We start from the raw sequence: 21,045 nt of genomic DNA, 5'->3' as shown, positions 1-21,045 counted from the left end.
CCTCGATGTCGGCTCATCACATCCTGGGGCTGAAGCCGGTCCCAAGGGTATGGCTGTTCGCCATTTAAAGTGGTACGCGAGCTGGGTTTAGAACGTCGTGAGACAGTTCGGTCCCTATCTGCCGTGGACGTTTGAGATTTGAGAGGGGCTGCTCCTAGTACGAGAGGACCGGAGTGGACGAACCTCTGGTGTTCCGGTTGTCACGCCAGTGGCATTGCCGGGTAGCTATGTTCGGAAGAGATAACCGCTGAAAGCATCTAAGCGGGAAACTTGCCTCAAGATGAGATCTCACTGGGATCTAGAATCCCCTAAAGGGCCGTCGAAGACTACGACGTTGATAGGTTGGGTGTGTAAGCGCTGTGAGGCGTTGAGCTAACCAATACTAATTGCCCGTGAGGCTTGACCATATAACACCCAAGCAATTTGCTCCTGCAGATTGCGGTGGTGAAGACGCACGAACCGAAAGTTCGAATGTACATCACAACATCACATATCCGAATTCGCTAGGCTGTCCATCTGGACGTTCTGGCAACAGAATTTCTTGACGACCATAGAGCATTGGAACCACCTGATCCCATCCCGAACTCAGTAGTGAAACGATGCATCGCCGATGGTAGTGTGGGGTCTCCCCATGTGAGAGTAGGTCATCGTCAAGATTCATTTCGCAAAACCCCTATCTGCGCAAGCAGGTAGGGGTTTTGTCTTTGTCTCGCACAAAAACCGGGCTCAAACCGGTCAATAGTCGCCTCCCACATTTCGAGCCAGATCACTAGAATAGAGCCCACGCATCCTTTCAGAAGCTCGATATGCCCAACCCTGTCGAACCCGAAGCACTGGCCCACTTGCCGCTGGACGAACTCGTTGCTTGTCACGAATGCGACCTGTTGCTGCGCAAGCCAGTGCTGCAGCACGATGAAAAAGCCCTGTGCCCGCGCTGCGGCTACGAGCTTTATGCCCACCGGCACAATGTGGTCAACCGCAGCCTGGCCCTGGTACTGACGGCATTGCTGCTTTTTGTGCCGGCCAATTTTTTGCCGATCATGCAGCTGCACCTGCTTGGCCAGACTTCGGACGATACGGTCTGGAGCGGGGTGGTGGGCCTGTACAATTCACAAATGCGCGGCGTGGCCGTGGTGGTCTTCCTGTGCAGCATGGCCATTCCTTTGGCAAAGCTGCTGTGCCAGTTGGCGGTACTGCTGAGCATTCGGCTGGATGTGGGGCGCAGCTATGGCCTGTTGTTCTACCGCATCTATCACCACTTGCGCGACTGGGGCATGCTCGAGGTCTACTTCATGGGCGTGCTGGTTGCGATCGTCAAACTGGTGGACCTGGCTGAACTGACCGTGGGGTTGGGGCTGTTCTGTTTCATCAGTCTGCTATTGATTCAGGTATGGCTCGAAGTGGTGATGTCACCGCATCAGATCTGGAGTGCGCTTTCGGGGGAGGATCTCCATGCGGGCGATTGATGCAGGCATCCTGGTCTGCAATGAGTGTCACCAATTGAACAGACAGGAGGCCGACAGCGCCTCGCAGACGTGCACGCGCTGTGGGGCCATCGTTCATGGCCGTCGACCGAACAGTATCGTGCGTACCTGGGCGTTGCTGATTGCGGCTTCCATTCTGTACATCCCTGCCAACCTGTTGCCGATCATGACCGTCAGCACCCTTGGCCAGGGTAGCCCCGATACCATCATGTCCGGCGTCATTACCCTGCTCAAGCACGGCATGGTGCCCATCGCTGCCGTGGTGTTCATCGCCAGTATTCTGGTACCTACCTTCAAACTGGTGGGTATTGGCTTGCTGCTGTACTCGGTTCAGCGCCGCCAGCCGCTTTCGGCGCGCCAACGGATCCTGATGTACCGCTTTATCGAATTCATTGGGCGCTGGTCCATGCTCGATATCTTCGTCATCGCCATCCTGGTGGCGGTGGTGAATTTCGGGCGAATTGCCAGTGTCGAAGCCAACCTGGGCGCTGTCGCCTTCGCCAGTGTGGTGATTCTGACGATGCTTGCTGCTTTAACTTTCGATCCCCGACTGATTTGGGATAACACGGAGTCGGATGACGACCATGAGTGACCTGCCTACGGCAAAAACCCGCCCAGCTTCGAACTGGTCGGCCATCTGGATCCTACCGCTGATCGCGTTGATGATCGGGGGCTGGCTGGCATGGCAGGCCTACCGTGATGCGGGCGTGGAAATCGAGGTTCGCTTTACCACAGGTGAAGGGATCGTCGCCAACAAGACCGAAGTCATCTACAAGGGCATGCCGGTCGGCAAGGTGACGGCGTTGGTGCTGGATGCCAAGGGTGCCAACCAGGGTGTGATTGCCACCATTGAAATGAACAAGGCAGCCGAGCCGCACCTGACTACCGGCACGCGCTTCTGGCTGGTCAAGCCAAGCGTCAGCCTGGCGGGTATTTCCGGCCTGGAAACCTTGGTCTCGGGTAACTACATCGCCGTCAGCCCTGGCGAAGGGGAGAAGGCCAAGCGCTTCAAGGCCTTGTCTACGGCGCCGCCCTTGTCTGACAGTGAGCCGGGCTTGCACCTGACACTCAAGGCTGAACGGTTGGGTTCGCTCAATCGCGACAGCCCGGTGTTCTACAAGCAGATCCAGGTCGGCCGGGTGAAGAGTTACCGGCTTTCCGATGACCAGGACACCGTCGAGATCAAAGTGTTCATCCAGCCGGCCTACGCCAGCCTGGTGCGCAAACACACGCGTTTCTGGAACGCCAGCGGTATCAGCATCGATGCCAGCCTGTCGGGCGTGAAGGTGCGCAGCGAGTCGCTGTCGAGCATCGTCGCCGGTGGCATCGCCTTCGCGACGCCGGAATACCGCAAGGACAGCCCGCCAACCGACCCCAGCCTGCCGTTTCGCCTGTATGAAGACTTCGATGCAGCCCAGGCCGGTATCCGCATCAAGGTCAAGCTGAGTGACTACGAAGGCCTGCAGGCGGGTCGCACGCCGGTGATGTACAAGGGCATCCAGGTCGGCTCGCTGAAAGCGCTGAAGATGGAAGACAACCTGGGCAGCGCCATGGCTGAGCTGACCCTCGACCCACTCACCGAGGACTACCTGGTCGAAGGTACGCAGTTCTGGGTGGTCAAGCCGTCCATCTCGCTGGCGGGCATTACCGGCCTGGAGGCCTTGGTAAAAGGTAACTACATTGCCATTCGCCCGGGGGAGAAGGGCGACAAGCCGCTGCGGGAGTTCGAGGCACGGCCCAAGGCGCCGCCGCTTGACCTGAAGGCGCCGGGCCTGCACATGGTGCTGTTCGCCGATACCCTGGGCTCGCTGGAAATCGGTAGCCCGGTGATGTACCGCCAGGTGAAGGTGGGCAGCGTGCAGAGCTACCAGTTTGCGCGCAACAGCAACCGCATCCTGATCGGTGTGCATATAGAGAAGGAGTACGAGAAGCTGGTGAACGGCTCATCGCGCTTCTGGAATGTCAGTGGCATTACCCTGACCGGTGGGCTGTCGGGCATCAAGATCAAAAGCGAATCCCTGCAGACGCTCATGGCGGGCGGTATCGCCTTCGACACGCCAAGGCCCGATGTGGTGCTCAAGCGCCATATTCCACGCTTCCGGCTGCATGAGAGCCAGGAGGCGGTTAACCGGGCGGGTACATTGATCACCATTCGTGTGGACCGAGCCGACGGTTTGAAGCCGGGTACGCCGATTCGCTTCCGTGGCCTGGACGTCGGCAGCATCGAAAGTGTCGACCTGACTGCAGACTTGCAGGCCGTGATGTTGCGGGCACGCATTACCGAAGCGGCGGAGCGTATTGCACGCGTCGGTACGCAATTCTGGGTGGTCAAGCCTGCGTTGGGCCTGGTGCGCACCGAAAACCTCGACACCTTGATTGGTGGGCAGTACCTGGAAGTCCAGCCGGCGGCCAAGGACAAGGGCACCCAGCGCGACTTTATTGCCCTGGCCGATGCCCCGCAGGTTGCAGGGCCGGAAGTTGGCCTGCCGTTGACGCTCAGCGCCCCGCGGCGCGGCTCGATCAAGCCGGGTGTGCCGGTTACTTACCGTGAGGTCGCGGTAGGCAAGGTGACAGGCTTCGAGCTGGGCCAGAGTGCCGACCGCGTGCTGATTCATATCCTTATCGAGCCGCGCTATGCCGCCTTGGTGCGCAGTGGCAGCCGCTTCTGGAACAGCAGCGGGTTTGGTTTCGATTGGGGGCTGTTCAAGGGAGCCACGGTGCGTACCGAATCGCTGGAGACGCTCATCGATGGCGGTATTGCCTTTGCCACGCCGGATGGCGAGCAGATGGGCAACCCGGCGCGGCCGCAGCAGACCTTTGCCCTGTTCGACAAGGCAGAGGATCAGTGGCTGCAGTGGGCGCCGAAGATCCCGATCACCAAGTGATTCAACAGGAGGGGCGCCCCGGCAAGGGCGCTCCTGCTAGAAGCGCGCGGGTAAACCGTTAGATCGCAGGCAACAAAAAACCGACCCTAGGGTCGGTTTTTTGACAAGCATGTCGCTTAGGCAGCTGCAGCTTCTTTCAGCGCCTTGATGTGGCCATTCAGACGGCCTTTGTGGCGAGCAGCTTTGTTCTTGTGGATGATACCTTTATCGGCCATACGGTCGATTACTGGTACAGCCAGAACGTAAGCGGCTTGCGCTTTTTCAGCGTCTTTTGCGTCGATGGCTTTAACTACATTCTTGATGTAGGTGCGGACCATGGAACGCAGGCTGGCGTTGTGGCTGCGACGCTTCTCAGCCTGTTTTGCACGTTTCTTGGCGGAAGGTGTGTTGGCCACCGTCGAGCTCCTCGAAAGACTTTAGGTAAATAGCAAACAAAATAGGCCGCGAATCATGCCGATCAGTCGAACGGATGTCAAGGCCACCTGCAAGGTTCCGCCGAGCGGTGCGCCAACAAGAGGGAAAGATTCCTTTCTGCTGCGCGACCTGTAAACTCGGGAATTTTGGCTCCCCTGCGAAGGCGCGGGAGTATCGCACATTCGAACGCTCTCTGCAGCGTCCTCTGTCTCTGACGTGAATCTTTTCGATGAATTTGCTGAAATCTCTGGCCGCGGTCAGCTCGATCACCATGATTTCCAGGGTGTTGGGCTTTGTGCGCGACACCATCCTGGCGCGTGTATTTGGTGCCGGCATCGCCACTGATGCCTTCTTCATCGCCTTCAAATTGCCCAACCTGCTGCGACGGATCTTCGCCGAAGGTGCGTTCTCGCAGGCTTTTGTGCCCATCCTGGCCGAGTACAAGACCCAGCAGGGCGATGAGGCGACCCGTACCTTCATTGCCTATGTCAGCGGTCTGCTGACCCTGGTCCTGGCCCTGGTCACCGTCGTTGGCATCCTTGCCGCGCCTTGGGTGGTGTGGGCGACCGCGCCGGGGTTCGTCAACAGTGCCGAAAAATACGCACTCACCACCGACCTGTTGCGGGTGACGTTTCCTTATATATTGCTGATATCGCTGTCGTCCCTGGCGGGGGCGATCCTCAATACCTGGAACCGCTTCTCGGTCCCGGCGTTCACCCCGACCTTGCTGAACGTGGCGATGATCTTTTTCGCCGTGGTGCTCACGCCGTATTTTGACCCGCCGATCATGGCGTTGGGCTGGGGTGTACTGGCGGGCGGCCTGGTCCAGCTGCTGTATCAACTGCCGGCGCTGAAGAAGATCGGCATGCTCGTGCTGCCCCGCCTGAACCTGCGTGACACGGGTGTATGGCGCGTGCTCAAGCAGATGCTGCCGGCGATTCTCGGGGTCTCGGTCAGCCAGATATCGCTGATCATCAACACCATCTTCGCCTCGTTCCTGGTGGCCGGCTCGGTGTCGTGGATGTACTACGCCGATCGGCTCATGGAACTGCCGTCCGGCGTGCTGGGCGTGGCGTTGGGCACCATCCTGCTGCCTACCCTGGCCAAGACTTACGCTAATAAAGACCGCGAAGAGTACTCACGTATCCTCGACTGGGGCCTGCGCCTGTGCTTTTTGCTGGTGTTGCCCTGCACCCTGGCAATGGCCATCCTCGCCGAGCCGCTGACCGTGGCGCTGTTCCAGTACGGCAAGTTCAGCGCGTTCGATGCGGCCATGACCCAGCGCGCCCTGGTTGCCTATTCTGTGGGCCTGTTGGCGATCATTCTGGTCAAGGTACTGGCACCCGGCTTCTATGCGCAGCAGAATATCCGCACGCCGGTGAAGATCGCGGTGTTCACGCTGGTCTGCACCCAATTGTTGAACCTGGCCCTGGTCGGCCCGCTGGCACATGCCGGGCTGGCCCTGGCGATCAGCCTTGGGGCCTGCCTGAATGCCGGCCTGCTGTTCTGGAAGCTGCGCAGCCAAGGGCTGTTCGAACCGCAACCCGGATGGACCAGGTTCCTGTTCAAACTGGTGTTGGCAGTGACATTGATGTCGGCGGTATTGCTGGCGGGCATGCACTATATGCCGGCCTGGGAGCAGGGTGGCATGCTCGAGCGCTTCGTGCGTCTCGGGGCGTTGATCCTGGCAGGTATCGTCACGTATTTCGGCTGCCTGTACCTGTGCGGCTTCCGGCCTCGGCATTTCGCCCGCAAGGCCCTGCACTGAAGCCAAGCGCACGTCAGGCGTCGGTTTTTCGCATTCCACGCCACCCCCGGGCGCTGCTGCCTGTCACCGGCGCCCGGGTGTGGTTATAATCGGCCACTTTATGAGCAAGAAGCGCGTTATGCAGCTGGTTCGAGGTCTTCACAACCTGCGCCCCGAGCACCGGGGCTGTGTCGCCACCATTGGCAACTTCGACGGGGTTCACCGCGGCCACCAGGCAATCCTGGCGCGTTTGCGCGAGCGTGGCCAAGCACTTGGCCTGCCGACCTGCGTGGTGATCTTCGAGCCACAGCCGCGCGAATACTTTGCCCCCGATACCGCGCCGGCGCGCTTGGCGCGGCTGCGCGACAAAATCGAGCTGCTGGCTGCCGAAGGCATCGACCGGGTGTTGTGCCTGGCGTTCAATCAGCGCCTGAGCAAACTCAGCGCCGATGAATTCGTCAAAGCCATCCTGGTGGACGGCCTGGGCGTGCGTCACCTCGAAGTGGGCGACGACTTCCGCTTCGGCTGCGACCGCGCGGGCGATTTCGCCTTCCTGGTCGAGGCGGGCGACAAGTATGGGTTTACCGTCGAAGCCGCCAACACCGTAATCCAGGACGGCCTGCGGGTCAGCAGCACCGAAGTGCGCAAGGCCCTGGCCGAAGGTAACTTCGAGTTGGCCGAGCACTTGCTGGGCCGCCCGTACCGCATCACTGGCCGGGTCTTGCACGGCCAGAAACTGGCGCGCCAACTCGGCACGCCCACCGCCAACATCCAGCTCAAGCGCCGCCGCGTGCCGCTGTCCGGGGTTTACCTGGCCAGCATCGAAATCGACGGCAAGGCCTGGCCGGGTGTCGGCAATATCGGCGTGCGCCCCACCGTTGCCGGTGATGGGCGCCCGCACCTGGAGATTCATCTTCTGGATTATGCCGGCGACCTGTATGGCCGGCGTCTGACGGTGGAGTTCCACCACAAGCTGCGTGAAGAGCAGCGATTCGCCTCCCTTGAGGCGCTGAAGTCGGCGATCGACGCGGACATCGCCGCCGCACGTGCACATTGGCACGCTCAACCGCTAACGAAGAGCCTGAAATGACCGACTACAAAGCCACGCTAAACCTTCCGGACACCGCCTTCCCGATGAAGGCCGGCCTGCCTCAGCGCGAACCGCAGATTCTGCAGCGCTGGGACAGCATTGGCCTGTACCAGAAGCTGCGCGAAATTGGCAAGGATCGTCCGAAGTTCGTCCTGCACGACGGCCCGCCCTATGCCAACGGCAAGATCCACATCGGTCATGCGCTGAACAAGATCCTCAAGGACATGATCGTCCGTTCCAAGACCATGGCGGGCTTCGATGCGCCGTACGTGCCGGGCTGGGACTGTCATGGCCTGCCGATCGAACACAAGGTCGAAGTCACCCACGGCAAGCACCTGTCTGCCGACCGCACCCGTGAACTGTGCCGTGAGTACGCCGCCGAGCAGATCGAAGGGCAGAAGACCGAGTTCATCCGCCTGGGTGTGCTGGGCGACTGGGACAACCCCTACAAGACCATGAACTTCGCCAACGAGGCCGGCGAAATCCGTGCCCTGGCCGAGATGGTCAAGCAAGGCTTCGTGTTCAAGGGCCTCAAGCCTGTGAACTGGTGCTTCGATTGCGGTTCGGCACTGGCCGAAGCCGAGGTCGAATACGCCGACAAGAAATCCCAGACCATCGACGTGGCCTTCCCGGCCGCCGATGCCGACAAGCTGGCCGCTGCCTTTGGCCTGGCCTCGCTGGCCAAGCCCGCCGCCATCGTGATCTGGACCACCACCCCGTGGACTATCCCGGCCAACCAGGCGCTGAACATCCACCCGGAGTTCAAGTACGCCCTGGTCGACACCGGCGAGCGCCTGCTGGTACTGGCCGAAGAGCTGGTCGAGGCGTGCCTCAAGCGTTACAACCTGGAAGGCTCGGTCATCGCCACCGCCCAGGGTTCGGCCCTGGAGCTGGTCAACTTCCGCCACCCGTTCTACGACCGCCTGTCGCCGATCTACCTGGCCGACTACGTCGAGCTGGGCGCCGGTACCGGTGTGGTTCACTCCGCGCCAGCCTACGGTGAAGACGACTTCGTCACCTGCAAGCGCTACGGCATGGTCAACGACGACATCCTCACGCCGGTGCAGAGCAATGGCGTGTACGTCGAGTCGCTGGACTTCTTCGGCGGCCAGTTCATCTGGAAGGCCAACCCGGCCATCGTCGAGAAGCTGAGCGAAGTCGGCGCGCTGATGCACACCGAAACCATCAGCCACAGCTACATGCACTGCTGGCGCCACAAGACCCCGCTGATCTACCGCGCCACCGCGCAGTGGTTCGTCGGCATGGACAAGCAGCCAAGCACCGGCGAGCCGCTGCGTGAGCGCGCGCTCAAGGCCATCGAAGAAACCAAGTTCGTCCCGGCCTGGGGCCAGGCGCGCCTGCACTCGATGATCGCCAACCGCCCGGACTGGTGCATCTCGCGTCAGCGCAACTGGGGTGTGCCGATCCCGTTCTTCCTGCACAAGCAGACCGGCGAGCTGCACCCGCGCACCGTCGAGCTGATGGAAGCCGTGGCCAAGCGCGTCGAGCAAGAGGGCATCGAGGCCTGGTTCAAGCTGGACGCCGCCGAACTGCTCGGTGACGAAGCCGGCCAGTACGACAAGATCACCGACACCCTGGACGTGTGGTTCGACTCTGGCACCACCCATTGGCACGTGCTGCGGGGTTCGCACGACATCGGCCACGCCACCGGCCCGGTCGCCGACCTGTACCTGGAAGGTTCCGACCAGCACCGTGGCTGGTTCCACTCCTCGTTGCTGACCGGTTGCGCCATCGACAACCACGCGCCGTACCGCGAGCTGCTGACCCACGGCTTCACCGTGGACGAAAACGGCCGCAAGATGTCCAAGTCGCTGGGCAACACCATCGAGCCGGAGAAGGTCAACAACACCCTGGGTGCCGACATCCTGCGCCTGTGGGTTTCGGCCACCGACTACTCGGGTGAGATGGCGGTTTCCGAGCAGATCCTGCAGCGCAGTGCCGACGCCTACCGGCGTATTCGCAACACCGCGCGCTTCCTGCTTTCCAACCTGTCGGGCTTCGACCCGGCCCGCGACCTGCTGGCCCCCGAGGACATGCTGGCCCTGGACCGTTGGGCAGTGGACCGCACGCTGCTGCTGCAGCGCGAGCTGGAAGAGCACTACAGCGAGTACCGTTTCTGGAACGTCTACTCGAAGATCCACAACTTCTGCGTGCAGGAGCTGGGTGGCTTCTACCTCGACATCATCAAGGACCGCCAGTACACCACCGGCGCCAACAGTGTTGCCCGTCGTTCGTGCCAGTCGGCGCTGTACCACATCAGCGAGGCGCTGGTGCGCTGGATCGCACCGATCCTGGCCTTCACCGCTGACGAAATCTGGCAGTACCTGCCGGGCGAGCGCAACGAGTCGGTGATGCTCAACGGCTGGTACCAGGGCCTGAGCGAGCTGCCGGAAGGCACCGAGCTGGACCGTGCCTACTGGGATCGCGTCATGGCGGTCAAGGCGTCGGTCAACAAGGAGCTGGAAAACCAGCGTACTGCCAAGGTCATCGGCGGCAACCTGCAGGCCGAAGTCACCCTGTACGCCGACGAAGGCCTGAGCGCCGACTTGAGCAAGCTGGGCGACGAGCTGCGCTTCGTGCTGATCACCTCGGCTGCGAGCGTGGTGCCGTTCGTGCAGGCACCGGCTGACGCCGTGGCTACCGAAGTCGAAGGCCTCAAGCTGAAAGTGGTGAAGTCCGGCCATGCCAAGTGCGGCCGTTGCTGGCACTTCCGCGCCGACGTCGGCAGCCACCCGGAGCACCCGGAAATCTGCAGCCGTTGCGTCGATAACCTGACCGGTTCGGGCGAGGTGCGTCACTATGCCTAACCCGGCAGTGGGGCGCTTCGGGCGCCTTGCATGGCTTTGGCTGAGCTTGCTGGTCCTGGTCCTCGACCAGGCCACCAAGCTGTATTTCAACAACGCCTTGAGCATGTACCAGCAGATTGTGGTCATCCCTGACTACTTCAGCTGGACCTTGGCCTACAACACCGGCGCCGCTTTCAGCTTCCTCGCTGATGGCGCTGGCTGGCAGCGCTGGCTGTTCGCCCTGATCGCCGTGGTGGTCAGTGCCGTACTGGTGGTGTGGCTCAAGCGCCTGGGGCGCAACGAAACCTGGCTGGCCGTGGCGCTGGCGCTGGTGCTGGGTGGCGCCATTGGCAACCTGTACGACCGCGTCGTGCTGGGCCATGTGGTCGACTTCATCCTGGTGCACTGGCAAAACCGCCATTACTTCCCGGCCTTCAACGTGGCCGACAGCGCCATCACCGTTGGTGCGGTGATGCTGGCGCTGGATATGTTCAAGAGCAAGAAGTCCGAGGATCCGGTCCATGACTGACACCCGTATCGGCCAGAACACCGAAGTCACCCTGCACTTCGCACTGCACCTGGAAAACGGCGACACCGTCGACAGCACGTTCGACAAGTCGCCTGCCGTGTTCAAGGTAGGTGACGGCAACCTGCTGCCAGGTTTCGAAGCCGCGTTGTTCGGCTTCAAGGCCGGCGACAAGCGCACCGTCACCGTGGCCCCGGAAAACGCCTTCGGCCAGCCGAACCCGCAGAATGTGCAAATCATGCCGCGTTCGCAGTTCACCGACATGGAGTTGTCCGAAGGCCTGCTGGTGATCTTCAACGACGCCGCAAACGCCGAGCTGCCGGGCGTGGTCAAAGCTTTCGATGACGCGCAGGTGACCATCGACTTCAATCACCCACTGGCTGGCAAGACCCTGAGCTTCGAGGTGCAGATCCTCGACGTGAAGGCCTTGTAAGCCTGGAGCCGAGCATGCAAATCAAACTCGCCAACCCTCGTGGTTTTTGCGCGGGGGTCGACCGGGCGATCGAGATCGTCAACCGTGCCCTGGAAGTCTTCGGCCCGCCGATCTACGTGCGCCATGAAGTGGTGCACAACAAGTTCGTGGTCGAAGACCTGCGCAACCGCGGTGCCATCTTCGTCGAAGAGCTGGACCAGGTGCCGGATGACGTCATCGTCATCTTCAGTGCCCATGGTGTTTCCCAGTCCGTGCGCCAGGAAGCCGCTGGGCGTGGCCTGAAGGTGTTCGACGCCACCTGCCCGTTGGTGACCAAGGTGCACATCGAAGTCGCCAAGTACAGCCGCGACGGCCGTGAGTGCATTCTCATCGGCCACGAGGGGCACCCGGAAGTCGAAGGCACCATGGGGCAATACGACGCCAGCAACGGCGGCGCCATCTACCTTGTCGAAGACGAGGACGATGTCGCCAAGCTGCAGGTGCGCGACCCGGACCACCTGGCCTTCGTCACCCAGACCACGCTGTCGATGGATGACACCAGCCGTGTCATCGATGCCCTGCGTGCGCGCTTCCCGAACATCGGTGGGCCGCGCAAGGACGACATCTGCTACGCCACCCAGAACCGCCAGGATGCGGTCAAGCAACTGGCCGGTGAGTGTGATGTGGTGCTGGTGGTCGGTAGCCCGAACAGCTCCAACTCCAACCGCCTGCGTGAGCTGGCCGAGCGCATGAGCACCCCGGCCTATCTGATCGACGGTGCCGAGGACCTGCAACGTGCCTGGTTCGATGACGCAGCCCGCATCGGCATCACAGCGGGTGCTTCGGCCCCCGAAGTGCTGGTGCGCGGCGTGATCGAGCAGCTCAGGGCCTGGGGCGCCACCGGCGCAGAAGAGCTGGATGGGCGCGAGGAGAACATCACCTTCTCCATGCCCAAAGAGCTACGGGTTCGCTCGCTGATCTGATCAGGAACCTGCGCACAAGGGCTCAAACAGTTCATCTGTGCGCAGGCTGAGCCTGCCGCTGGTCGCCAGTACCACCCGGTACTGGCTGGCCGCTGCGCCAGCCTGGCAGATATGCAATGTGCCACCTAGCAAGTTGGCGTTGCGCCCCTGCGGCACGCCCAATGCGCTGAACTTCACCTGCTCTGCGGTATTCGCGACAATCCTCAGAGGCCTTACCAGGCGCTGCTCGCGTAGAACCTGCTGATTGTGCGCTAGCATCACGCGCCAGCCCTTGCCCCAATCACTTTCCAACGGCAGCACCAGCACCGCCTGGCCTTGCAGCAACGCGTGGCTGCGCGCGCTGCGCAATGCTTGCACCAGGTCGCGCGCTGCGGCTGCCCTGTGTAAGTCGTCGGAGAGGCCGTTGTAGGCCGGCATCCCCAGTTGTATCAGAACGGCCGCCATGGCCAGCGCCAACATCATTTGTATCAGTGTTGCACCCTGTTGCCGCACCGTGCATTTCTCCCTGGAAGTGCTTCGCTTCAGCTTCAAGGTCGCCGGGCAATTGATCCAGTCGCCCAGTGAGTAATCAGTTGCAGGAAAAGTCGCAGGGGGCGCAGGGATGCGAGCGATGGAAGGGGGCATGACGCTGCTCGAGGTATTACTGGCCATGGTGGTGGTGGCGGTGGGCATGTTTGCCGCTGGCGCCTTGCAGGTGCGCGCACTGCAGGCAACCGACAGTGCGCGGCACGACGCGCAGGCCGCCTTGTTGGCGCACACCCGGCAGGAACGGGCCAGGGCCGCAGGCGAGCCGAAGGCGCAGCCATGAGCCGCACACAAGGCGGCTTCGGTTTGATCGAGGGGGTGCTGGCGCTCGCCATCGGTTTGCTGCTGCTGGCAGCGGCCAGCCAATTGTTCGTGTCTGCCCATGACACTTGGCGCCTGCAGGGCGCGGCCGCACGCTTGCAGGCTGATGCCCGCCTGGCGTTGCAGCGCATGGCCCAAGACATTCGCATGGCCGGCATGTTCGGCTGCCTGCGCCTGCAGCCCGACGACTTCACCGACCCGCTAGCCCTTCAAGCCTTCGCCCAGCCCCTGCAGGTGGGCGCGAACAGCCTGAGCCTGGTAGTGGCCGAGCTGCCCGGGCACACCGGTGCCCCGGACTGGACGCTGCTGACCAACTGCATCGACGAGGCTCACGTGCACAGCGGGCGAGTTGATGGCAGCCAGCACCCCTTGGCAATCCCCATAAGCCAGTACCTCTATGTGCTGGATGGCACGACCTTGCGGTTCCGGCGGCGAGGGGCTAGCCAGCCGCTGGTCGACCATGTGCGTGAGATGCGTGTGGCGTTTGTCGAGGCGCCGCAAGGTGGGCGGGTGGATGTGCACCTGACGCTGTTCGAGCCCACCCTGGGTATCGAGCAGCAGCATGCCTTGAGCGTGGCGCTGCGCAATCCGCTGGCCGGCCCATGAAGCGCCAGCGCGGCGTGGTGTTGCTGTTGGCACTGGTGCTGAGCTTGCTGCTTGGCTTGCTTGCGGCCTCGGCCCTGCGCGATACGCTGGTGGAGACCCGCATGGCTGGCTTGTGGCGTGACGGTTTCGAGGCACTCGAGCAAGCCGAGCAGGCATTGCTGGCAGGTGCCGCCCAGCTACAACTGTCACCGCCCCCAGCGTGCCAGCCCTGCCAGCCACCACCGCGGCCGCATGACTTGCAGGGCAACTGGCAGGGCACCGCAAGCGGCTTCTTCCAGGTGCAGAACCTTGGCCAAAGTGACCGTGCCGCGCACCTGCCCGAGGGCCAGCAGGCCACCTTGTTCAGGGTGACCGCCGTCAGCCGGCAAGCCCGGTCGCGCCATGTACTGGAAGCGGTTTATGCGCTGTCAGGTGATGAGGTGCGGCGCATCCTTTGGCGGCAGCGATTGAGGGAACCCTGACATGCAGCAAGGCCTGAGCCTTATCGAGTTGTTGATTGTCGTGGCCGTGACCGGCATTCTGGCAGCCATTGCCTACCCCAGTTACAGCGAGCAGCTTCGGCGCGCCGCACGCAGCGAAGTGGTCGGTCTGCTGCAGGATGCCGCCCTACGCCTGGAGCGCCATCGCGTTCGCACCGGCCAATACGCCGAAGGCGACCCGGCACTGCCCAGCGGCAACCGTTACTACAGCCTGCACGCCCAGCGCGACAGCGACACCTTCTTGTTGCTCGCTCGCAGGCTGCCGCATGGGCTGATGGCGCAGGACCGCTGCGGTGACTTTCAGCTCGATCATGCAGGCGTGCACAGCAACCTGGGCAGCCTGGACAGCAGCGAGCAGTGCTGGGGAAGCTGAAGCATGAATGGTGCCCGGTGCATCGCGGTTTTACTTCAGGTGTTTGGATCGACAGATGAGCAAGCAAGTAGTGGTGGTCGGCGGCGGGGTTATCGGCCTGCTGACGGCGTTCAACCTGGCGGCGCACGTCGGGCAGGTGGTGGTGTGTGACCAGGGCGAGGTCGGGCGAGAGTCGTCCTGGGCGGGCGGCGGCATCGTCTCGCCGCTGTACCCTTGGCGCTACAGTCCGGCAGTGACCGCCCTCGCGCATTGGTCGCAGGACTTCTACCCACAGCTGGGCGAGCACCTGTTCGCCAGCACGGGTATTGACCCAGAAGTCCACACCACCGGCTTGTACTGGCTCGATCTGGACGACGAGGCCGAAGCGCTGGCCTGGGCGGCACGCGAGGGGCGGCCACTGAGTGCCGTGGATATCTCGGCGGCCTATGACGCGGTGCCGATACTGGGCCCGGGCTTCAAGCACGCCATCTACATGGCGGGCGTGGCCAACGTGCGTAACCCGCGGCTGGTCAAGTCGCTGAAGGCTGCATTGCTGGCATTGCCCAACGTGACCTTGCGCGAGCACTGCCAGATCACCGGCTTTGTTCAGGACGCTGGGCGTGTGACTGGCGTGCAGACGGCGGACGGTGTGCTGCAGGCCGATGACGTGGTGCTCAGTGCTGGCGCCTGGAGTGGCGACCTGCTGCGCACGCTTGGCCTTGAGCTGCCGGTGGCGCCGGTGAAGGGGCAGATGATTCTGTTCAAGTGCGCCGAGGACTTCTTGCCGAGCATGGTGCTGGCCAAGGGGCGCTATGCGATCCCGCGCCGTGACGGGCACATTCTGGTGGGCAGCACGCTGGAGCATGCCGGCTACGACAAGACCCCGACCGAGGATGCGCTGGCGAGCCTCAAGGCTTCGGCGCTAGAGCTGTTGCCGCAGCTCAAGGATGCCGCGGTGGTCGGGCATTGGGCGGGGCTGCGGCCGGGGTCGCCTGAAGGTATCCCGTATATTGGGCCGGTGCCGGGGCATGACGGGTTGTGGTTGAACTGCGGGCATTACCGTAATGGGTTGGTGCTGGCGCCGGCTTCGTGCCAGTTGTTTACTGACTTGCTGACGGGGGGGGCGCCGATCATTGATCCGGCGCCGTATGCGCCGGCGGGGCGTTTGGGCTGAGATTGCCGGGCCCGCTTTGCGGGCCTTTCGCGACGCAAGGCCGCTCCTACAGGGGCGGGATCATTCAGCTTTCACGCCCCTATCGGCGCCTGCAAATGCCGGCTCGGATAGTGCTGCTCATACACCTTGCACACCCGCAGCACCTGCTCATCGGCAAACCGCCCGGCGACCACCTGCAACCCCACTGGCAACCCTTCGCGGGTAAACCCGCACGGCACCGAGGCCGCCGGTTGCTGGGTCAAGTTGAACGGGTAGCTGAACGGCGTCCATTCCATCCACTGCGCCATCCCCGAACCGGGCGGCACGTCATGCCCCGCCTCGAACGCCACCCGTGGCAGCATCGGTGACACCAGCACGTCGTAACGCTGGTGAAAGGCATTCATCCGCGCAATCAGCTCAGCCCGTGCTTCCAGCGCTTGGGTGTACTCGCTCAGGCCAACCCGCGCCCCTTGCTCGGCTATCCCGCGCAGCCCTGGGTCGAGCAGTGCCCGCTGTTCATCGCCAAAGGCACTGGCCAGCCGCGCCGCGCCGGCGAACCACAGGGTATTGAAGGTTTCCAGCGGGTCAGCAAAGCCCGGGTCGACTTCCTCCACCTGCGCCCCCAGCCGGGCCAAGCGTTGCACCGCTTGCGCGACCAGTGCCTGAACCTGCGGGTCGACCTGCACGTAGCCGAAGTCGGCGCTGAAGGCGATGCGCAAACCGCTGAGGTCCTGGCCCTCGCCCAGCCATGGTGCCTGCCGGGGTGCCCCGGCCAGCCCGTCGCGGGCATCCGGGCGGGCTACGCAGTCGAGCATCAGCACTGCGTCGTCGACAGTCCGGGTCATTGGCCCGAGGTGCGACAGCACGGTCATGGCGCTGGCCGGCCATTGCGGCACGTAGCCGAAAGTGGGCTTGATGCCGAAGGTGCCGGTAAAGGCACAAGGAATACGGATCGAGCCACCGGCATCACTGCCCTGGTGTAGCACGCCCAGGTTCAGCGCTGCCGCCGCCGCCGCGCCGCCGGAGGAGCCACCTGCCGTCAGGCGGATATCCCAGGGGTTGCGGGTGATGCCGTAAAGCGGGTTGTCGGTTACCCCCTTCCAGCCAAACTCCGGCGTCGTGGTCTTGCCGATCAGCACCGCACCGGCTTCGCGCATGAATGCAGTGAAGGGCGCATCGACGTCCCACGGGCCTGCGCCGCTGGTGGTGCGGGAACCCTTGCGCGTGGGCATGCCACGGGTCAGGGTCAGGTCCTTGATCGACGCGGGCACACCGTCCAGGCGGCCACAGGGTTCGCCGCGTTGCCAGCGTTGTTCGCTGGCGCGGGCGGCGGCGCGGGCGCCTTCACCGTCCACGTGGCAGTAGGCGTTGACCGCTGGGTTGTGCTGGTCGATGCGCGCCAGTACATCGTCGATCACCTCGACCGGCGACAGCTGCCGGCGCTGGTACAGTTCAAGCAGTTCGACGGCGGTGAATTCGCCGATGGCAGTCTTGCTGGTCATCTCAATGCGCTCCCTGATTGGCGGCCTGGAACATGGCGCGCAGCAATACGTCGCAGCCGTCGGCCAGGTCCTGGGGCGCGGCGTTTTCGATTTCGTTGTGGCTGATGCCGCCTTCGCACGGCACGAAAATCATCCCGGCCGGGCCCAACTCGGCCAGGAAGATGGCGTCGTGGCCGGCGCCGCTGACGATGTCCATATGGCTCAGGCCCAGCTCGCGTGCACCCTGGCGCACGGCATCGACGCACTGTTCGGCGAAGTACAGGGGCGGGAAGTCGGCCGTCGGCGTCAGTTCGAAACGCAGCCCGTGCCGTGCCGAGCTGGCTTCGATCACCTCCCGTACCTCGGCGACCATGGCGGCCAGGTGGGTGGGGTCGAGGTGGCGCAGGTCAAGGGTCATGTGCACCTGGCCCGGGATCACATTGCGCGACCCCGGGTGCAGGGTCAGGCAGCCCACCGTGCCGCAGGCATGCGGCTGATGGGCGTGGGCCACACGGTTGACCGCCGCGACCACTTCAGCGGCGCCAACCAGCGCGTCCTTGCGCAGGTGCATCGGGGTGGGCCCGGCGTGGGCTTCGACGCCCGTCAGCACCAGGTCGAACCATTTCTGCCCCAGGCAGCCCTGGACCACGCCGATGGTGGTGCGCTGGTCTTCCAGCACCGGGCCCTGTTCGATGTGCGCTTCGAAATAGGCGCCCACGGCATGCCCGGTGGGCACGCGCGGGCCGGCATAGCCGATACGGGCCAGCTCGGCACCTACCGACAAGCCCTGCTCATCGACCTTGTCCAAGGTGTCCTGCAGGCCGAACTTACCGGCGAACACCCCCGAGCCCATCATGCACGGCGGGAAGCGCGAACCTTCCTCGTTGGTCCACACCACCACTTCCAGGGGCGCCTCGGTGGTCAGTTGCAGGTCGTTGAGGGTGCGGATCACCTCCAGCCCGGCCATTACCCCGTAGCAACCGTCGAACTTGCCGCCGGTAGGCTGAGTGTCGATATGGCTGCCGGTCATGACCGGCGGCAAGGCCGGGTTTCGCCCTGGGCGGCGGGCAAAGATGTTGCCGATGGCGTCGATGCTGACGGTGCAGCCGGCCTCGGTGCACCAGCGCACGAACAGGTCGCGGGCCTGGCGGTCGAGGTCGGTCAGCGCCAGGCGGCACACGCCACCCTTGGCGGTGGCGCCGAGTTGGGCCAGGTCCATCAATGATTGCCAGAGGCGCTCGCGGCTGACCTGTGCGCCTTGGCCGAGCAGGTGCTGCGAGGGGTCGATGCGGGTATTCATGGGCATTCTCCTTTCAGGCGCTCAGGGCCAGGTAGCGGTTCTTGATGCTTGGGTCGTCGCGGAACTGCGCGGCGCTGCCCTGGTAGGCCACACGGCCTTGTTCGAGTACGTAGTGGCGGTCGGCGAGGGCGTCGCAGACCATCAGGTTCTGCTCCACCAGCAGGATCGACAGGCCTTCACCCTTGATCCGCCGCAGGATCTTCACCAACTCGTCGACAATCACCGGGGCCAGGCCTTCGGTGGGCTCATCGAGAATCAGCAGCTTGGGGCCGTTGAGCAGGGCGCGGGCGATGGCCAGCATCTGCTGCTCACCGCCAGAGAGGGCGAAGCCGCCGTTGCGCCGCCGCTCTTTAAGGCGCGGGAACATGCTGTAGACGTCATCGAGCTGCCAACGGCTGCCCTTGCGCACGGCGATCTTCAGGTTCTCTTCGACGCTGAGCTGGCGGAAGATGCCGCGATGCTCGGGTACCAGGGCGATGCCCTGGCGGGCAATGTCGAAGATCTCGCGGCCGACCAGTTGCTGGCCGTCGAAACTGATCTGCCCCTGACGAGGGCGCACGATGCCGAGGATGCTGCGCAAGGTGGTGGTCTTGCCGGCGCCGTTGCGGCCCAGCAAGGTCACCAGCTCGCCGTCCCCGACCTGTAGCGAAACCCCTTCGAGCACATGGCTTTTGTCGTAGTACGAATGGATCGATTCGACGTTGAGCATCAGGCGGCCTCTCCAAGGTAGGCGGTGCGCACGCGCTCGTCGTTGCGCACCTGTTCCGGGGTGCCCTCGACCAGGATCTGGCCGTGGCTCATGACAGTGATGCGCTGGCTGATCGACATGACGATGCTCATGTTGTGCTCGATCAGTAGCACGGTATGGTCGCGGCCCAGGTCGCTGATCAGGTCGGTCATCACCGGGATATCGTCGATGCCCATGCCCGAGGTGGGCTCATCGAGCATCAGCAGGGTCGGTTTGGCACAGATCGACATGCCCACTTCCAGTACCCGCTGCTGGCCGTGCGACAGCTCGCCGGCCAGGGTCTCGGCGCGGGCCGTGAGCTTCAGGCGTTCGAGCACCTGGTCGGCGGTGTTCCAGTGGCTGCGCTTGTGCTCCACGCTGCGCCAGAAGTTCAGCGCGCCCAGGCCGTCGCGGCCCTGGGCGGCCAGGCGCAGGTTTTCGCGTACCGACAGGTTCTGGAACAGGCTGGTGAGCTGGAACGAGCGCGCCATGCCCAGTGCCACCCGGCCGTGGGACGGCTTGCGGATGATGTCGCGGTCGTTGAAGAGGATCTTGCCCGCGGTGGCCTGGCGCTCGCCGGTCAAGCAGTGGAACAGGCTGGTCTTGCCGGCGCCGTTGGGGCCGATGACGGTGTGGATGGTGCCGGCGCGGACTTTCAGGTCGACGCCTGCAACCGCCTTGAACGGCCCGTAGGCCAGCTCCAGGTTACGGGTTTCCAGCAGGTAATCGCTCATCACAAGGTCTCCTTGGTCTTGGCCGGGGCCTTGTCATCGGCCGTACGCGACGCCAGCAAGCGCTTGCCGAGTGCCGCCAGCCCGCCCCACAAACCACCGCGCATGAACACCACCACCAGGATCAGGATCGCCCCCAGCAGCATCAGCCAGCGTGGCCACAGCTCCGACAGCACATCGCCCAGCACCACGATGGCGCCAGCCCCCAGCAGCGAGCCGAACAGCGAGCCGGTGCCGCCGACGATGGTCATGATCAGGATGTTTTCGCTCATCATCAGGTCGATGTTCGACAGCGGTGCGAAGTGCAGCAGCATCGCGTACAGCGCCCCGGCGATGCCGGTGATGGCGCCAGACAGCATGAACACCAGGATCTTGAAGTGGCGCGTGTCGTAGCCGATGGCGGCGGCGCGGGTTTCGTTCTCGCGGATCGCCAGCAGGGTGCTGCCGAACGGCGAACGGATCACCCGCAGGGCACCGGCGAAGATCAGCAGGAACAGCACCGCGACGAACACATAGAAGTGCCGAGGGTCGGCTAGGTCGACCAGCACGTGGCCGGCGATTTCGATGTTGGGCCGCGGCACGTCGAGCAGGCCGTTGTCACCGCCGGTCCAGCCGCTGAGGGTGTAGGCCAGGAAGTAGGCCATCTGGCTGAACGCCAGGGTCAGCATGACGAAGTAGATGCCTGTGCGGCGGATGGCCAGGGCGCCCACCAACAGCGCCAAGAAGGCACCGAACACCGCTGCGCCGAACAAGGCGCCGAGCATGCCCCACTTCAGGTGGATCATCAGCAGCGCCGCACCATAGGCGCCCACGCCGAAGAAGATGCCCTGGCCGAACGACAACAGGCCGGTGTAGCCGAGCAGCAGGTTGCAGGCCAGCGCCGCCAAGGCAAAGATCAGGATCTCGGTGGCCAGGGTGGCTGACGGCAAGATCAGCGGCAACGCCACCAGGCTGGCGAGTACCAGCAACAGCAGGGCAGGCGTGCGGCCAAGGCCCATGGGCAATGCAGTTTTATTGCTCAT

General features: G+C 63.4%; 21 protein-coding genes and 2 rRNA genes (1 of these 23 running past the window's edge). 16 read left to right on the top strand and 7 right to left on the bottom strand.

Translation table 11 applies throughout. From position 1 onward, the window contains the following. From PC358_RS17720 to PC358_RS17700, 5 genes are all read left to right on the top strand, one after another. Positions 1-407, top strand: a 23S ribosomal RNA gene (locus PC358_RS17720); it begins 2,486 nt to the left of the window's first position. Positions 408-540: 133 nt separating this feature from the next. Then, positions 541-656: ribosomal RNA gene (gene rrf / locus PC358_RS17715) — 5S ribosomal RNA — on the top strand. 150 nt (positions 657-806) lie between these two features. Continuing rightward, on the top strand, positions 807-1,466 hold the full coding sequence (locus PC358_RS17710; RefSeq protein ID WP_033701471.1) for a paraquat-inducible protein A: 660 nt from the start codon (positions 807-809) through the stop codon (positions 1,464-1,466). Next, the gene (locus tag PC358_RS17705; protein WP_033701470.1) at positions 1,453-2,076 is read left to right on the top strand and encodes a paraquat-inducible protein A; all 624 of its coding nucleotides are present in this window, start codon (positions 1,453-1,455) and stop codon (positions 2,074-2,076) included. Before PC358_RS17710 ends, PC358_RS17705 begins: the two co-directional genes overlap by 14 nt. Beyond that, positions 2,069-4,369 carry a PqiB family protein gene (locus PC358_RS17700; protein ID WP_033701468.1) on the top strand — a complete coding sequence of 767 codons (2,301 nt, stop codon included), beginning with the start codon at positions 2,069-2,071 and terminating at the stop codon, positions 4,367-4,369. Before PC358_RS17705 ends, PC358_RS17700 begins: the two co-directional genes overlap by 8 nt. A 116-nt stretch (positions 4,370-4,485) precedes the next feature. Here the strand turns inward: PC358_RS17700 and rpsT are convergent, their stop codons facing one another. Further along, a complete protein-coding gene (rpsT, locus tag PC358_RS17695; RefSeq protein WP_003247625.1) occupies positions 4,486-4,764 on the bottom strand; it encodes a 30S ribosomal protein S20 in 279 nt (92 codons plus the stop codon). A gap of 248 nt (positions 4,765-5,012) precedes the next feature. Between rpsT and murJ the strand changes: the two genes are divergently transcribed. The 6 genes from murJ (at position 5,013) to ispH (ending at position 12,348) form a co-directional block, all read left to right on the top strand. After that, on the top strand, positions 5,013-6,551 hold the full coding sequence (gene murJ / locus PC358_RS17690; protein WP_033701466.1) for a murein biosynthesis integral membrane protein MurJ: 1,539 nt from the start codon (positions 5,013-5,015) through the stop codon (positions 6,549-6,551). Positions 6,552-6,669: 118 nt separating this feature from the next. Beyond that, complete coding sequence (gene ribF, locus PC358_RS17685; RefSeq protein ID WP_033701465.1) at positions 6,670-7,620, top strand: bifunctional riboflavin kinase/FAD synthetase; 951 nt, start codon at positions 6,670-6,672, stop codon at positions 7,618-7,620. Next, positions 7,617-10,448, top strand: a complete 2,832-nt coding sequence (gene ileS, locus PC358_RS17680; protein ID WP_033701464.1) for an isoleucine--tRNA ligase — start codon at positions 7,617-7,619, stop codon at positions 10,446-10,448. Before ribF ends, ileS begins: the two co-directional genes overlap by 4 nt. Continuing rightward, the gene (gene lspA / locus PC358_RS17675) at positions 10,441-10,956 is read left to right on the top strand and encodes a signal peptidase II (protein ID WP_033701462.1); all 516 of its coding nucleotides are present in this window, start codon (positions 10,441-10,443) and stop codon (positions 10,954-10,956) included. Before ileS ends, lspA begins: the two co-directional genes overlap by 8 nt. Beyond that, complete coding sequence (fkpB, locus tag PC358_RS17670) at positions 10,949-11,386, top strand: FKBP-type peptidyl-prolyl cis-trans isomerase (protein ID WP_033701461.1); 438 nt, start codon at positions 10,949-10,951, stop codon at positions 11,384-11,386. The genes lspA and fkpB overlap by 8 nt, the downstream gene beginning before the upstream one ends. A gap of 14 nt (positions 11,387-11,400) precedes the next feature. After that, positions 11,401-12,348: a 4-hydroxy-3-methylbut-2-enyl diphosphate reductase gene (ispH, locus tag PC358_RS17665; RefSeq protein ID WP_033701460.1), complete on the top strand. Its 948-nt coding sequence runs from the start codon at positions 11,401-11,403 to the stop codon at positions 12,346-12,348. On the opposite strand, the gene PC358_RS17660 is transcribed toward ispH, so the two are convergent. Continuing rightward, the gene (locus tag PC358_RS17660; protein ID WP_033701458.1) at positions 12,349-12,840 is read right to left on the bottom strand and encodes a GspH/FimT family pseudopilin; all 492 of its coding nucleotides are present in this window, start codon (positions 12,838-12,840) and stop codon (positions 12,349-12,351) included. It lies immediately after the preceding gene. A 109-nt stretch (positions 12,841-12,949) separates the two neighbouring features. On the opposite strand from PC358_RS17660, the gene PC358_RS17655 reads away from it, so the two are divergent. From PC358_RS17655 to thiO, 5 genes are read left to right on the top strand one after another with little or no spacing between them, the layout of a single operon-like run. Continuing rightward, positions 12,950-13,156: a prepilin-type N-terminal cleavage/methylation domain-containing protein gene (locus PC358_RS17655; protein WP_033701457.1), complete on the top strand. Its 207-nt coding sequence runs from the start codon at positions 12,950-12,952 to the stop codon at positions 13,154-13,156. Further along, entirely contained in the window at positions 13,153-13,800 is a 648-nt protein-coding gene (locus tag PC358_RS17650; protein WP_033701456.1) for a PilW family protein, read from the top strand. The genes PC358_RS17655 and PC358_RS17650 overlap by 4 nt, the downstream gene beginning before the upstream one ends. Further along, the gene (locus PC358_RS17645) at positions 13,797-14,261 is read left to right on the top strand and encodes a hypothetical protein (RefSeq protein ID WP_033701455.1); all 465 of its coding nucleotides are present in this window, start codon (positions 13,797-13,799) and stop codon (positions 14,259-14,261) included. The genes PC358_RS17650 and PC358_RS17645 overlap by 4 nt, the downstream gene beginning before the upstream one ends. Before the next feature lies 1 nt (position 14,262). Beyond that, positions 14,263-14,652, top strand: a complete 390-nt coding sequence (locus tag PC358_RS17640) for a type IV pilin protein (RefSeq protein WP_033701454.1) — start codon at positions 14,263-14,265, stop codon at positions 14,650-14,652. Between the two features lie 55 nt (positions 14,653-14,707). After that, positions 14,708-15,805 carry a glycine oxidase ThiO gene (thiO, locus tag PC358_RS17635; RefSeq protein WP_033701452.1) on the top strand — a complete coding sequence of 366 codons (1,098 nt, stop codon included), beginning with the start codon at positions 14,708-14,710 and terminating at the stop codon, positions 15,803-15,805. Positions 15,806-15,876: 71 nt separating this feature from the next. Here thiO and PC358_RS17630 read toward each other — a convergent pair whose 3' ends face one another. The 5 genes from PC358_RS17630 to PC358_RS17610 are packed head-to-tail and all read right to left on the bottom strand — an operon-like array spanning position 15,877 to position 21,045. Next, complete coding sequence (locus PC358_RS17630; RefSeq protein WP_033701451.1) at positions 15,877-17,286, bottom strand: amidase; 1,410 nt, start codon at positions 17,284-17,286, stop codon at positions 15,877-15,879. Between the two features lies 1 nt (position 17,287). Beyond that, complete coding sequence (locus PC358_RS17625) at positions 17,288-18,565, bottom strand: Zn-dependent hydrolase (protein WP_033701450.1); 1,278 nt, start codon at positions 18,563-18,565, stop codon at positions 17,288-17,290. Between the two features lie 13 nt (positions 18,566-18,578). Continuing rightward, positions 18,579-19,274, bottom strand: a complete 696-nt coding sequence (locus PC358_RS17620) for an ABC transporter ATP-binding protein (protein ID WP_033701449.1) — start codon at positions 19,272-19,274, stop codon at positions 18,579-18,581. Continuing rightward, positions 19,274-20,026, bottom strand: coding sequence for an ABC transporter ATP-binding protein (locus PC358_RS17615; RefSeq protein WP_033701448.1), 753 nt, complete (start codon positions 20,024-20,026; stop codon positions 19,274-19,276). Before PC358_RS17615 ends, PC358_RS17620 begins: the two co-directional genes overlap by 1 nt. Further along, the gene (locus PC358_RS17610) at positions 20,026-21,045 is read right to left on the bottom strand and encodes a branched-chain amino acid ABC transporter permease (protein WP_033701446.1); all 1,020 of its coding nucleotides are present in this window, start codon (positions 21,043-21,045) and stop codon (positions 20,026-20,028) included. The genes PC358_RS17615 and PC358_RS17610 overlap by 1 nt, the downstream gene beginning before the upstream one ends.

Origin of the sequence: Pseudomonas capeferrum, from assembly GCF_000731675.1 — a bacterium.
Taxonomy (GTDB): domain Bacteria; phylum Pseudomonadota; class Gammaproteobacteria; order Pseudomonadales; family Pseudomonadaceae; genus Aquipseudomonas; species Aquipseudomonas capeferrum.
The sequence above is the reverse complement of the archived record's forward strand: the minus strand, read 5'-3'. Positions and strand labels throughout refer to the sequence as shown.

What these genes read in the sequence shown, in the direction of transcription:
- PC358_RS17640 (WP_033701454.1), top strand. Translation starts at nt 14,263, where the DNA reads ATGCAGCAAGGCCTGAGCCTTATCGAGTTGTTGATTGTCGTGGCCGTG.
- ispH (WP_033701460.1), top strand. Translation starts at nt 11,401, where the DNA reads ATGCAAATCAAACTCGCCAACCCTCGTGGTTTTTGCGCGGGGGTCGAC.
- ileS (WP_033701464.1), top strand. Translation starts at nt 7,617, where the DNA reads ATGACCGACTACAAAGCCACGCTAAACCTTCCGGACACCGCCTTCCCG.
- PC358_RS17705 (WP_033701470.1), top strand. Translation starts at nt 1,453, where the DNA reads ATGCGGGCGATTGATGCAGGCATCCTGGTCTGCAATGAGTGTCACCAA.
- PC358_RS17650 (WP_033701456.1), top strand. Translation starts at nt 13,153, where the DNA reads ATGAGCCGCACACAAGGCGGCTTCGGTTTGATCGAGGGGGTGCTGGCG.
- PC358_RS17645 (WP_033701455.1), top strand. Translation starts at nt 13,797, where the DNA reads ATGAAGCGCCAGCGCGGCGTGGTGTTGCTGTTGGCACTGGTGCTGAGC.
- PC358_RS17630 (WP_033701451.1), bottom strand. Translation starts at nt 17,286, where the DNA reads ATGACCAGCAAGACTGCCATCGGCGAATTCACCGCCGTCGAACTGCTT.
- ribF (WP_033701465.1), top strand. Translation starts at nt 6,670, where the DNA reads ATGCAGCTGGTTCGAGGTCTTCACAACCTGCGCCCCGAGCACCGGGGC.
- thiO (WP_033701452.1), top strand. Translation starts at nt 14,708, where the DNA reads ATGAGCAAGCAAGTAGTGGTGGTCGGCGGCGGGGTTATCGGCCTGCTG.
- PC358_RS17620 (WP_033701449.1), bottom strand. Translation starts at nt 19,274, where the DNA reads ATGCTCAACGTCGAATCGATCCATTCGTACTACGACAAAAGCCATGTG.
- fkpB (WP_033701461.1), top strand. Translation starts at nt 10,949, where the DNA reads ATGACTGACACCCGTATCGGCCAGAACACCGAAGTCACCCTGCACTTC.
- murJ (WP_033701466.1), top strand. Translation starts at nt 5,013, where the DNA reads ATGAATTTGCTGAAATCTCTGGCCGCGGTCAGCTCGATCACCATGATT.
- PC358_RS17615 (WP_033701448.1), bottom strand. Translation starts at nt 20,026, where the DNA reads ATGAGCGATTACCTGCTGGAAACCCGTAACCTGGAGCTGGCCTACGGG.
- PC358_RS17655 (WP_033701457.1), top strand. Translation starts at nt 12,950, where the DNA reads ATGCGAGCGATGGAAGGGGGCATGACGCTGCTCGAGGTATTACTGGCC.
- lspA (WP_033701462.1), top strand. Translation starts at nt 10,441, where the DNA reads ATGCCTAACCCGGCAGTGGGGCGCTTCGGGCGCCTTGCATGGCTTTGG.
- PC358_RS17710 (WP_033701471.1), top strand. Translation starts at nt 807, where the DNA reads ATGCCCAACCCTGTCGAACCCGAAGCACTGGCCCACTTGCCGCTGGAC.
- PC358_RS17610 (WP_033701446.1), bottom strand. Translation starts at nt 21,045, where the DNA reads ATGAGCAATAAAACTGCATTGCCCATGGGCCTTGGCCGCACGCCTGCC.
- PC358_RS17700 (WP_033701468.1), top strand. Translation starts at nt 2,069, where the DNA reads ATGAGTGACCTGCCTACGGCAAAAACCCGCCCAGCTTCGAACTGGTCG.
- PC358_RS17625 (WP_033701450.1), bottom strand. Translation starts at nt 18,565, where the DNA reads ATGAATACCCGCATCGACCCCTCGCAGCACCTGCTCGGCCAAGGCGCA.